The organism is Nitrospira sp. Ecomares 2.1, from assembly GCF_965152585.1.
On record NZ_OZ224219.1, the window covers coordinates 667286 to 680226 of the forward strand.

The following is a 12941-nucleotide window of genomic DNA, read 5'->3' on the forward strand; positions in this document are numbered from 1 at the left end:
GATACGAGGTCATGGTTTCATGCAAGAAGGCGCCAGGGCAGGAGAAGGTCGGATGTCCGCTTCGAGTATGCCATAATGCATGAAATATTGAGACCGTATTCCCATCACGTTTATTTGAGGAGTCAGCCTGATGAGTCATTCTTCCATTAATCTCGACGTCGCCAACCGTATACCATTGCAACCCATCGCCGAAGTCGCCTGGGAAAAACTTCAACTGGATGCGAGTCAAATCGAATTGTTCGGGCGGTATAAGGCTAAAATTCCTTTAGCGTCACTCCCACCATTTCCGAGCAAGCCGGAGAGCAAGCTCATTCTGGTCACCGCCATGAGCCCAACGACGGCGGGAGAAGGCAAAACCACCACGCTCATCGGTCTGGTGGATGGATTGAATAAGATCGGCGAACGGGCGGTTGCGGCAATTCGGGAGCCAAGTCTGGGTCCCTGCTTCGGGATGAAGGGCGGTGGATGTGGGGGAGGGTATGCCCAAGTGGTTCCCATGACTGAGATCAATTTGCATTTCACGGGGGATTTCCATGCGATCACGTCTGCCCACAATATGTTGGCGGCTCTGGTAGACAATCATGTGCATTGGGGGCACAAACCCCAGATTGATCCCCGTCGGGTCACGTGGGGGCGGGTGCTGGATGTGAATGATCGGTCACTGCGATCCGTGGTCACCGGGCTTGGCGGAAAATCCAACGGATTTACGAGGGAAGGACGGTTTGACATCACTGCGGCCTCAGAGGTCATGGCCATTCTCTGTTTGGCGACGGACCTCCAGGATCTTCAACAGCGCTTGGGCAATATCAAAGTGGGGCGGACGGTGAACAACGAGATGATCTTTGCGAAAGATATCCAGGCGGAGGGTGCCATGACGGTTTTACTCAAGGAGGCGCTCAATCCCAACCTTGTCCAGACCTTGGAACATAATCCGGCTCTGGTGCATGGCGGACCGTTCGGGAACATTGCCCATGGGTGTAGTTCCGTCGTGGCGACCAAGGCGGCTCTCACCCTCGCGGATTATGTGGTGACCGAAGGAGGGTTTGGCGCCGATCTCGGAGCCGAGAAGTTTTTTAATATTAAATGTCGACGATCCGGCCTCAAGCCGGCATGTGCCGTGGTGGTCGGGACGATCAAGGCTTTAAAACTTCATGGCGGGGCGAAAGAAAAAGAACTCGAACAGGAAGATCTGGATGCCCTCCGGCAGGGGTTGCCGAATTTATTGCGCCATTTGGAAAATGTGAAAAAATTCGGTGTCCCGGCGGTCGTGGCCATCAACCAATTCACGAGTGATACCAAGCGGGAGTTGGAACTGGTGGAACAGGCTTGTGCGGATCTTGGGGTCAAAATGGCCCTGGCGAATCATTGGGCTGAGGGTGGAGCCGGTGCGCTGTGCTTGGCCGAAACGGTTCGTGAGGTGATCGAACAAGAACCCGCCGACTTTCGCGTCCTCTATCCTGATACGATTCCGTTGGCAGAAAAAGTGCGCATCATTGCCAGAGAGATTTATCGGGCTGAGGATGTCGAGATTCCGCCGGCTGTCCACGCCCGTTTTGCCGAACTCGAAAAACACGGATTTGGTCATTTCCCCATCTGCATGGCGAAGACGCAGTACAGCTTTTCCACCGACCCCACCAAAAAAGGAGCCCCAACCGGATTTACGCTTCCCGTTCGCGAGGTTCGCCTCGCGATGGGCGCAGGATTTGTGGTGGTCCTTACCGGGGATATGATGACGATGCCCGGCTTGCCGCGTGTTCCGGCGGCTCAATCGATCGGGGTTGACCCAAAGGGAGACATTGTCGGGTTGTTTTGAAAAGGAGCACGTGAACGTGGGCGGCAGAAGGGGAACCGGCCGCGGGAATTAATTTCCCATCCGGGCGAGCAGGGAAGCCCGCTCTTCGTCGCTGACGCAATTATCAATCCACGGATAAAGAATTCTTTCCTCTTTCACATTGTGGGCGGTAAGAACCTGGAGTAAGCCTTCTTCCCCCTCCTCGGTGCGAAGATCTCCTTCTGCGACTTTTGTCTGAATCTGTTCCAGAAAGTACTTGATCTGCCGATGTTCATTTCGCATGACTTCCGTGGGCCCATGTTCTCTGACCATGTCCGCTTGAGCTTCAAAGACCGGAAAAAGGATCTCCTCCTCCCACGTGATATGGCGGTGCAGTCCGTTGAACAATTCTTGAAACAGTGTACGGGCTTTTTGAGCATCCTGCTTCTTGATTCTGTGAAACTCGTTAAATATCTCATCCAGACGGTCATGGTCATGTTCCATAAACTTCGCGATAGTGGTTGTGGCCATAGGTTCTCCTCTCATATAGGCTGGGGGCACCCGGTGGTCTCGAATTATCCTGGACTGATCAGCATAAAAGCGTCAAGAGAATCCACGGCATTACTCCTCGGTTGCCGCGCAAACCTTCTTTACTTCTATCCTCAGGGGGGCACCCTCAACAGGGCATTCTCTCCAGCAAGCACTCTTCAGCTATCGATCACACCGTGTGCATACATACCTGCCCCTCCTGCTTGCCTTGTGATACATTGGCACGATGCAAGCAATCAATACCTTTTCTCTCAAGTCGGACTACACACCCAAAGGTGATCAAGGGAATGCGATTGCCGCGTTGACTGCTGGCTTAGAGCAAGGGCTTAAGCATCAAGTGTTGTTGGGGGTCACGGGTTCGGGGAAGACCTTCACCATGGCCAATGTGATCGTCAACGTGCAAAAACCCACATTGGTCGTTGTCCACAATAAGACGTTGGCTGCCCAGCTCTATCAAGAGTTTAAATCCTATTTCCCCGACAATGCGGTCGAATATTTTGTGAGCTATTACGACTATTATCAGCCGGAAGCCTATATTCCGACCACGGATACCTATATCGCCAAAGATTCCGCTATTAACGACACTATCGACCAGATGCGCCATTCGGCCACGACGGCGCTCCTGCAACGCAATGACATTATTATTGTGGCGTCCGTATCGTGTATTTATGGTCTCGGATCGCCTGAGGTCTATCACGATATGTTGTTGTATCTGGAACCCGGCATGGAAATTCGCCGTGAGCGCATTCTGGCCAAGCTGGTGGACATTCAATATTCCCGGAATGACCTGGAGTTGCAGCGTGGAATGTTTCGGGCGCGGGGGGATGTCATTGAGATTTATCCGGCTTCGTCCGATTCGAATACGGTCCGGGTGGAATTGTTCGGCGACGAAGTGGAAGCCCTGTATGAAATCGATCCGTTGACCGGCAACGCCTTGCGGAAGCTTCCGAAAATCGCGATCTATCCCAAGAGCCACTATGTGATTGCGCCCGATCGCTATGAACAGGCCATTGCCGGCATTGAATCAGAGCTGGAGGAACGTCTTGCTTATTTTCGCCGGACGAATCAATTGCTTGAAGCCCAACGGATTGAACAACGGACAAGATTTGACCTGGAGATGATTCGAACCATGGGGTATTGCCACGGGATTGAGAACTATTCCCGTCACCTGAGCGGACGGGCGCCGGGTGAGCCGCCACCGACACTGTTGGATTATTTCCCCAAAGACTTTTTGCTGATAGCGGATGAATCGCATGCCACCATTCCACAGTTCGGGGGCATGTACGAAGGAGACCGGTCACGCAAAAACACCTTGGTCGAATACGGGTTTCGCTTGCCCTCGGCGATGGATAACCGGCCCTTGAAATTTCCGGAGTTTGAGGGATGCATGAATCAGGTAGTGTATGTCTCCGCGACTCCGGGACCTTATGAACTGAAGCACGCCGGAAAGGCGCTGGTTGAGCAAATCATTCGACCTACCGGTCTGATTGATCCGGTGATGGAGGTAAAGCCTGCAAAGGGCCAGGTCGAACAGTTGCTCGGGGAAATCCGGCTGCGAGTGGCCAAGGGACATCGGGTCCTGGTGACGACCCTGACCAAGCGCATGGCGGAAGATCTGACCGAGTATTATCACGATCAGGGATTAAAGGTGCGCTATCTGCATTCGGATATCAAAACGCTTGAGCGGGCGGACATCATCCGGGATCTGCGCCGTGGTGTCTTTGATGTCCTGGTCGGTATTAATCTCTTGCGGGAAGGGTTGGATTTGCCCGAGGTCAGTTTAGTGGCGGTGTTGGATGCGGATAAGGAAGGTTTTCTGCGGGGGTATCGTGCCCTGGTGCAGACGGCCGGACGCGCTGCCCGTCATCGCGATGGCACCGTGATTCTCTATGGAGATGTGATCACCGATTCGATGCGTAGAACGTTAGACGAAACCGGCCGTAGACGAACGATTCAATTGGCATACAATGCTGAGCATGGGATTACCCCTGAGACGATCATTAAACGTATCCATGATTTGGAGTACCAATTGGCAGAGGCGGATTATGTGGATGTGTCTGTGGCGGCAGAAGCTATCGCGGCTTATGGAGGGGAGAAAGATTTGGAACAGAGCATCACGGCATTGGAGAAAGATATGAAGGCGGCAGCCAAGGCCTTGGAATTTGAACGAGCCGCTCAGTTACGGGATACCATTCGGGTTCTCCGACAAAAGCAGATCCAGGTCGGTATCTAATTCGAAAATTCTACACCTGCCCTTGGGTCTTTCGACGGGAAGGCCGCAGGCACTTTGGTGGGTGGAGCGTAGGAGTGAGTACGTGAGTCCGACAAAGAGCCGGCCTTCTTGCGCCCTTGCGCAGCGAAGCGCATGGACATGAAGCCGCTTTCAGCCTGCGTAGCTACTTCGGCGAAGGAGGACCAACGAAGGCCGGGAACGCTGCTGGCGGACTTTCTTAACTACCTGCTAGATGTGTTTATACACGTAGGCGCCGAGGAACATACCCAGGACGGTGAGGAGGTTCATTTTCAGGAGGAACCCGAGGGTGAATTTTATCAAGACCAAATTGACGGTTACCGGTGGATCTAACCCCAAGTTCAACGCCTGAACAAAAACATTTTGTACGGTTCCCTGAGGAGCCACGACCTGAAGAATTTCCCCTAAAATACTGCCTAATAGTCCGCCAATAAAAATAAATAAGAGTAAATAGCTCCCACTCTTTTTTAACACCCATTGCCTCCTGGCGGATTGTTAGAGATCAGGGAATTGCCTGTGCATGAACGCTTGGAATGTTCAATGTTCAAGGTATGGTCGGACAACGCGATGGTTGGAATTGACCAAAAATATGCTTAGGGTAAACTCCTGAATACATTACAAGAAGGCTGAAGTTGAGTCAAGAAATAGCCTGGTGCGAAAGGCCTGTGGCTACACGGGTGCGTTTAGGGTGAGGGGGGTGCCAAAGGGGGAGGAGTAATTGTAAATCGCATGGTGCCCATTTTGCTGACGTCATTGGCAATGAACCCCACGAAGATTTCGACGCGATACCGGCCTGGTTGCCAGATTCCGTCTGGTGGAAAAAACTTCAAAAATCCGCTCTCGTCTTCCGTGGCAAGATCGACGATGTCTTCGTCGAGCCATTGAGGAGAGTCCATCACGGTTTCCGATTCAGAGAACAGGCGGCCAATGATTTGATAGGACGACAAATGTTCATGGACAGAAAACACCAGGTACACGGAGGGAACGTGTGGCAAGAACCTCTCGGTAGGGTTGACGGGAATGTGTGTATAGCCGCCACGCGTGGTGGGTTTGACCTCGAAGCTTTCTGCGAAATCTAAACTGAGAAACACGCCGGCGGGTTTTTGATCCAATGAAGGAATGAGCGGCGATTGCGAGTAACTATCATAAGGGGCCGGACCATCTGAGAAATGATCGGGCGGAGTATCGTATTGGAAAAACCCGTGTTGTGTGTTTTTTGGCTGCAACATGGATGGGGAGTTGGCCGGGAGGGGAGGATCATCGCAAAAAGCGGTGCCGGGCATTGAAACGTGAACGATCGCGATCACGGTGCCCAAGAGGAAGGTCCACCGCATGAGGGGCAAAGGATGGATCATGTTGGTCCTGGTGTAGAGGTTGTCTGACTCCACATTCGTAATTTCCAACATTCTTTTTATGCTGTTCCTGATGAGTCCACGTTCTCTACCTTTGATGGCGACATCGAGTCAAGGACTTTCGTTCTTACCTTGCGGCACCAGGAGGTGTTTGCTAAGATTCCGGGCGATTCTACGCATTTTCATCTACTTCGTTGCCACAGGCATTATCATTCATTCTGTCTAAGGAATAATAGGTTAGAACTATGGGTGCTTCACCAAGTATTGATCCCGATGCATTGCCGCAACTTGTAGGAGATTTTCAACCCGTGGATATGTGGCAAGCCCACATTAATCGAATATTTTACGGGTTAAGGGGAAGTCGTGTTCGAGAGTATTACCAAACGGTGGCCGCAGCCGATTTCCGGTTAGGGTTTGCTCTAGCCGAAGACTATTGGCGTCGGTGTGGACAACGAGCGAAAACGCAAGCTGCCGATCAAGCGACCGTACCATTGATCGTGATGGAATGGGGTGTCGGAAATGGGAACCTGGCAGCCTGTTTCCTGGATCGCCTTCAGGAACTCGATCAAGAACAGCTGATATTCCCTAGAATTACCTATCGATGCATTGAGCGCGAGCCGGTCTTGTTGGAACAGGCCAAAGCCAATCCTGATTTGGCCAAGCATCGTGACCGGGTCACGTTTGAACCTGTTTCGATTGAGGATTTGTCTGCCTGTCCGGATGGAAGTATTGATCGGATTATCTGCAATGAACTGTGGAGCGAGTTGCCAACTAAGCTCATTCTTCGAAAAGGTGGTGAAATTCATGAAGAGCAGCTTCGCCCCAATCTGAACGAAAAGCGGTTAGCGGATTTCCCTGATTGGGCAAAGTTTATTGAGGCATTTGATCAGCAGGACATCGAATCTCTCCATACGTTACCTTCGTTTCTCGAGGACCTTGTCTGGGAGCGGGAATATCGCCCCATCGAGACAAAAACCTTTCCGTTTCGCCGAACGGTTGCGGATTTTCTCAAGCACATCGACGAAGAAGTCCTCGTGCCTTACAACGTGGGGGCATGTCAGAGTATTAAGGAAGCCAAGCGATTATTGGCCACGAATGCAATCGGATTTAGCAGTTTTGATGCAGGGACGGTCGATCCTCGTGTGCTGAATGACCCGGAAAAGCCCTGCTATACCGTACAGGGTGGCCAATTCAGCTTCATGGTGAACTTTCAGCTGATGCTAGACGTGGCCAGGCATTTGGGTATTCACACCGGTATGATCGAATCGCAACGGGACTTTGTGGGACGGAGCTTGTCGACCAATGTGCTCAGTGTCATGGATCTGCTGGCATCACATCCTTCGCCGCCGGAAGGCCAGGACTGGAAAGTGGAGGCGTTAATTCTTCGTACCCTGGAGGCACTGAACCGCACCTACGTGAGCCCATACCAACGCCATATCGATTTTCCACTTTCTGAAAGTACCCCGGCCCAGGAACGCGCGGCATTAGAGAATCTGGTGCGTTCATTACCGCCACATGGTGTGCCGGATACCATCGCCTATCTCACGGAATCAGAAATTTTGAAGGCCATGCCCGATTTGCAAAAATTAGGATACGATTCAGAAGGCATCAAAGACATGTTGCAACTTCCGCCACAACCGGTGGATTACACCCACATGTTTTTCTCCTCTAACGGTTCCTAATTATTTTTCACTGTCGCGATATACTTCTCGTCGAGTTGGAATGATGAAGGCAGAACGCGGTTAATGATGGTGGAGTTGAAAGACTGTCCGCGCGGGAGTGGATACTGTGAAGGCATATCCCCAATCGGAAAAAAAATAATGGCGGATGCAGGAAATTTGCAATCAGGTAGATTTTTTTAAATGTGTTGTGTATACTGCGGCGGATTTTTCTAATAACGTAGACACTCTTTTACCATAAGACGAGGTTGCTGTGTTTGGATCGTTTGGATGGATGGAGCTTATGCTCATCCTCATCATTGTGCTCATTATTTTCGGTGCAGGAAAAATACCGCAGCTTGGTGAGGGCTTAGGCAAAGCGATAAAGGGCTTTAAAAAGTCTGTGGCCGAAGCGGATGCCATGGACGTGACGCCTAATGAGCAAGGCGAAGGTGGACAGGTCCCACCACCCCAACCTGAACAACTGCCGAGCCAACACCAGACAGCAGAGGTTCCCCCTCCGCCACAGGCGCAAGGGGTGCCGCAGCCAACGGAATCTACGCAATCCAAACAGAGTTAATTCTCGGGTGAGACTGATACGGTGAAGACCGCCCACCGACGGGACAGACAACAGGAACCAAATCCTGATCAACGCTCAAGGTATACATTTAGCGGGCAGACCATAGAGGAGTGGGAAGATGTTTGGCTTAGGAGCGATGGAGGTTTTGATCATCCTGGTCATCGCGTTCATGCTATTTGGTCCCAAGGAATTACCCGAAATTGGCAAGCAGATCGGGAAAGCGGTCAAAGGGTTTAAAGAAACCACTGAAGATCTTCGGCAATCTGTTGAGCCGGAGATCAATATGATTACGCAGGAATTCAAATCGGTCGAACAAGATTTAGAATCGTCAATCAAAGAAGCCGAAGAAGAGATCAAAGGGGCGACAGAACAAGCCACAGAGCCCGGTGGGTCTAAAATGGGATAGCCCGGTTAGGTGCGGCTCCATGAAGGAGTTGATTGCTAAGTCGTTGGTTGGTACTCAGGCATTATTGCAGCTATTAGAATTTCTCTCGTGTCATCACGAATTCCTTCCGGACGGTCATCAGACTGTTCATCGTACGTACTGCGGGCGGGTCTACAGCTATCTTCTGTCGTGTTGTGCTTTTGCAACTATCGTAGCATTCAAGCGATAGGGCAAAGAAATAAAATCATGAAGAAAGTTATGTAAAAGACATTGCTTTTTAATGATTTACAACAAATAAGGAGACTTGGCATCTAAATGGCAAACAGGAACAAAATCGAGGAGTCCTAGAATAGGGAACTGTTTGATTGCAGAAGGCATCCTAGTGCTTGAGACGGCAAATATTACGCAGTCAAGAAGGAAGCGGATGAGAGAGTCCAACAGTTCTGAAAAAAATCTGGGGTACAGAATGTTGGCGCTTGAGTCCAGGGGTTTTTCACCAACAGGAGGAGTGCAATGAGGACTTTTTACCAAACCTTTACCAGGTTGACAGCAGCGGCGTTGATTGTGGCAATGTCTGCAGCGCCAGGGTTGGCCGCCAAGACGACTCCGGCGACCGACAAAAGCACCGATGTCGCGGCAATCCCGCGGGCCATTCCCGATTTAGTGCCCTACACCGCATTTGATCCACCTAAGGGCGTATTCGATGCCAGCAAGTTAACACTTTCCGGTGACATGCGTGTGAGACCAGAGTTCAGAACAAACGGAAATTTTAGTAACAATGGGGATAGCAACGCATTTTTCTCCAGTCAATTAATCCGCTTAGGATTCAACTATGATGTCTCTCCCGATGTCGTATTCTTCCTGCAGCCCCAGGTTTCAAATAATTGGGGGAGTGATAGCCCATCTGGCAACAATCCCGCCGGAAATATAACCGGTGCAGGTAATCCAGGTAGTACCGCAACCGATCTGTTTCTCCGTCAAGGATATATGATGGTCAGAAACTTCGTGCTTCCGAATTTAACATTGAAGGCCGGTCGACAGTTACTGGCCTGGGGCGATCATCGGATCTTCGGTACATTCGATTGGAACAACGTCGGGTTTGCATTTGACGGGGTGACCATGCGGTATAACCATGCGCAATTCCCTGTGGAATTGGGTTGGTTGCGCGTGGCGGAAGGCAACTGCGTTCCGAATGCCGGTGGATGCACGAATGGCAAGGCCTCGAAGGGTGATGGGGATATCTTATTTGTGAGAATGCCGATGAAATTTGGTTCGGTAGCCATAGAGCCTGCCTATATTTATGAAGATGGTGGTTCGACCACTGGTGGGCCGGGGACATCCGTTGGAGGAACGGCCACGGGCCCAGTGGGTGGTCAGCAATCCAATCAACAACGAAGCACGGTCGGTGGTCGTGTCGCGTTCAAGCAGGGCATGTTTGATGCCACCGGTGAAGGGTATTGGCAGTTCGGAGAGTTAGGGGTCCCAGGACAGGCCAGCCAAACGCGAATTAATGCGTTGGCGGGGCATTTGGATGGTGGTATTACCTTACCGGTTCCCATGCAACCCCGTATCGGAGCGGAAATCAACTATGCGACCGGTAGCGATCCTAAGAATGGTGGACATACGTTCAGCCAATTGTTCCCGACGAACCACATTCACTTCGGGTACATGGACTTAATGTCCTGGCAGAATATGTTGACCTATGGCGGAAATTTGCAATTGCGTCCGACTGCAGAAAGCCATTTCGAAATTGCCGGGCATATCATGCGATTGGCGAACGAGAAGGACAACTGGTACACGGCTTCTCAGGCCACCTTCTTTAACACTCCTGCCAACAACAAAGAAAAGTCTCTCGGTGGTGAAATTGACGTGGTGTACACCTTGTTCTTCCAAAACAATAAAGTGGGATGGCAAGTGGGTTACGGCCACTTCTTTACCGGCGATTACTTGAAGAAGAATGGATTTGGCACCGCCGATCAGAACTGGGGCTACACTCAGCTCTGGATCAATTTCTAATCATCCTTATCTTAGGGGACTTAACCCTCCCCGTTATCCTGAAAAGCCCGGCTGGATTAATCCAGCCGGGCTTTTTTCTGTCGGGGCTATTTGCTTCGGATGGCCTTTTTTTCTGCTTTTCCAATGAATCTCCGGCCTGAATTCATCATCCCTGATTCGGTTTCTACTTTGGTTAATCCTCCTTAAATGTATGTCTGGGGGGTGTAGGAAAAACTTGGTTGCATTTTCTACGGGAATAGATTCGCCAATACGGGCAACGACAATGTGGCCTGCAAATATACGGACAAGGAATTGGATGAAAGCATGGGACTCTACTTTTATGAAGCTCGCAACTACGACGCACCCTCGTTCGGTTTATCTCAGCGGATGTGTTCATACCAAATCCAGGCAACCCCCAGGACTTCAATCGATACATCTATGCAAACAATAATTCGATTTTATTCAATGATCCCTCTGTTCATTTCGGAGTTAAATCGGCGGATTCAAGTTCCAAGTGCAGCGACTGATTGATGGCGCAGTTGTATAAACACCTCCAATGGGCTCCCCCAGTCCTGACATGTTCTCCTCCAGTTTTCAAGCGATGCGCAATAGCATTGAGCTTAGGCCGGGTATTGGCCAGACCAATTCATCCCCCTCGACAGATACCGCCAGCGTAAGTCAGGGATGTTTTCGTTCTGGTTGAGTTGCCAAATGGTATGCCGAGCGCCGAACAACATTTGTGTTGGCAGTTGCCTCGCCAGTCACTGGCATTCAGCCCTCTCCCTGACTATCTTTAGGGGCGAATGCTGTTGATCCAGACCCAAGGCTGAAGTTTCAGGTTTTTTGATACCCATGTGTGTAGGATTTTTATGCAAAAGGTTTCCCTCGTCTCTGTACCACCTTTCCCAATAAGCTTCTGCGTTATAGTGGAATGCTATTTATAGGGGTGAGGGATCTTACCGGGTAGGTCTTTTTAATAAAGACCTTGGTTGGATCTCAGTCAGAATGGTATGGGTTCCGGGTGGCAGGCCTTCGGATAGAATAATCCCGATGATCAGCTCTCCTTTAAGGGATTCCTTGACTTCCCCGATGCGCCCTCGAATTTCAGCTGTTCGTTTCTCGCCGGCTTTCAATTCCCCGATCGGCATAGGAATAGGAGCCACACGTTTGAAGGCTTCGACGAGCATGGGTGTGCCGCGCAGCTCCACGTAGGCGGAAGGAATCGTTGATCCGCTGACATTCGTGGTTTCGATTAACAGGATCACCGCCTCGCCTCCTTCCAAAATGAGATTCCGGTTGGCATCGACCAGTTTGGTTCGGAATTGGACGGAAGGGCTTATGGCAGGTTTGGGAGGCGTAGCTGTTTGGGCAGGATTCTGCATAGGAAGGGGAGAAGATGGTGTGGTACCTGACGGTTCGGCATTGGGGTATGGATTGGTGGAAACCGGGGACAATACCTGCCCCAAGCGAGGCATTACGCTTACCATTTCCTTGGCTAGCGCTTCGGTGGCATCTTCCACTGTTCCATCAATTTGCTGTGTGGCGCATGAGCTGGCTGAGCTGGAGAGGGCGGGAACCCACATGCTGACCTTCTCGTGGTAGGACAAGGGAGTTTGAGCCAGGGCGGTGCCTTTGGGATCTTCATAGACAACAAGAAGTTTCAGATCCACAAAGGCATCGTACCGGGGTTCTGTTGCCATTAAGGTTACTGGATCAAAAAGAAATTGATTGAGATCTACGATTACTCGATAGCCATCGGGAGGAGCGCCTTGGGCATCCCCAACCGGAGGTTCGGCCCTGACTCCGTTGAAGCGCTCTTGGCCAACTTTGAGAAAGGTTCTGGTGATGATCTCACCTACCGGAATCGTATAGGGCAACCCGCACGCATCCACCGTCTGGGTATGGTTCACGAGGTCGGGCGAGAATGCATAGGTAATCGGGAAAGGAATTCTTGGTTCTGCACGATCGTCGAAAGTCAAACGGGGAATGGAAACTTTGTCGCAGGCGAAAAGGAGGGACAATAAAACAGCTAATAGGCTGTATTGAAAGATTTTATTTATGATTGGGCACACAGATCTACCCTACCCCAAGATCTTGAAAGATGGCAACAAGATCCTGAATTTTACTCGTAGGCGGTCTTTCCCGTTGATTGAAATCCGAGACGGGTTTTAATTGAAAAGAACCAACTAATATAATTTCCGGATAACAGGCTTTGGGAAAGACGGAGAAACAAAGAGACCGTGGGCAATGGACTTCTCTCCGCCTAACAGAAATGATCCAGAGAGGGACCGATGAATTCTGGAATCCGCCTTGCGTCTCGCTCTCTTTGTTGTTCTTCGAAACAACACCTATTGGGTTTCTCACTTTCTTGTTCTTGACGATTCCTGATCCGGGAGAAGA

At 50.8% G+C, this 12941-nt stretch carries 10 protein-coding genes; 6 read left to right on the forward strand and 4 right to left on the reverse strand.

Annotation, left to right across the window (positions count from 1 at the left end; genetic code table 11):
* Positions 1–130 precede the first annotated feature (130 nt).
* A complete protein-coding gene (locus ACWHYD_RS03135; protein WP_447964468.1) occupies positions 131–1813 on the forward strand; it encodes a formate--tetrahydrofolate ligase in 1683 nt (560 codons plus the stop codon).
* A gap of 48 nt (positions 1814–1861) precedes the next feature.
* On the opposite strand, the gene ACWHYD_RS03140 is transcribed toward ACWHYD_RS03135, so the two are convergent.
* Complete coding sequence (locus ACWHYD_RS03140; RefSeq protein ID WP_447964469.1) at positions 1862–2302, reverse strand: hemerythrin domain-containing protein; 441 nt, start codon at positions 2300–2302, stop codon at positions 1862–1864.
* A gap of 244 nt (positions 2303–2546) precedes the next feature.
* On the opposite strand from ACWHYD_RS03140, the gene uvrB reads away from it, so the two are divergent.
* Positions 2547–4553, forward strand: a complete 2007-nt coding sequence (gene uvrB / locus ACWHYD_RS03145; protein WP_447964470.1) for an excinuclease ABC subunit UvrB — start codon at positions 2547–2549, stop codon at positions 4551–4553.
* A 228-nt stretch (positions 4554–4781) separates the two neighbouring features.
* Here the strand turns inward: uvrB and ACWHYD_RS03150 are convergent, their stop codons facing one another.
* Positions 4782–5045 carry a DUF4321 domain-containing protein gene (locus tag ACWHYD_RS03150; protein ID WP_447964471.1) on the reverse strand — a complete coding sequence of 88 codons (264 nt, stop codon included), beginning with the start codon at positions 5043–5045 and terminating at the stop codon, positions 4782–4784.
* Positions 5046–5254: 209 nt separating this feature from the next.
* Positions 5255–5977 (reverse strand): hypothetical protein, encoded by a 723-nt coding sequence (locus ACWHYD_RS03155; protein ID WP_447964472.1) that lies wholly within the window; start codon positions 5975–5977, stop codon positions 5255–5257.
* A gap of 191 nt (positions 5978–6168) precedes the next feature.
* On the opposite strand from ACWHYD_RS03155, the gene ACWHYD_RS03160 reads away from it, so the two are divergent.
* The 4 genes from ACWHYD_RS03160 (at position 6169) to ACWHYD_RS03175 (ending at position 10562) form a co-directional block, all read left to right on the forward strand.
* The gene (locus ACWHYD_RS03160; RefSeq protein ID WP_447964473.1) at positions 6169–7605 is read left to right on the forward strand and encodes an SAM-dependent methyltransferase; all 1437 of its coding nucleotides are present in this window, start codon (positions 6169–6171) and stop codon (positions 7603–7605) included.
* Positions 7606–7885: 280 nt separating this feature from the next.
* Positions 7886–8161, forward strand: a complete 276-nt coding sequence (locus tag ACWHYD_RS03165; protein ID WP_447964474.1) for a twin-arginine translocase TatA/TatE family subunit — start codon at positions 7886–7888, stop codon at positions 8159–8161.
* A 118-nt stretch (positions 8162–8279) separates the two neighbouring features.
* On the forward strand, positions 8280–8567 hold the full coding sequence (gene tatA / locus ACWHYD_RS03170) for a twin-arginine translocase TatA/TatE family subunit (protein ID WP_447964475.1): 288 nt from the start codon (positions 8280–8282) through the stop codon (positions 8565–8567).
* Positions 8568–9059: 492 nt separating this feature from the next.
* Entirely contained in the window at positions 9060–10562 is a 1503-nt protein-coding gene (locus ACWHYD_RS03175) for an alginate export family protein (protein WP_447964476.1), read from the forward strand.
* 935 nt (positions 10563–11497) lie between these two features.
* On the opposite strand, the gene ACWHYD_RS03180 is transcribed toward ACWHYD_RS03175, so the two are convergent.
* Complete coding sequence (locus ACWHYD_RS03180) at positions 11498–12613, reverse strand: hypothetical protein (protein WP_447964477.1); 1116 nt, start codon at positions 12611–12613, stop codon at positions 11498–11500.
* Positions 12614–12941: the final 328 nt, after the last annotated feature.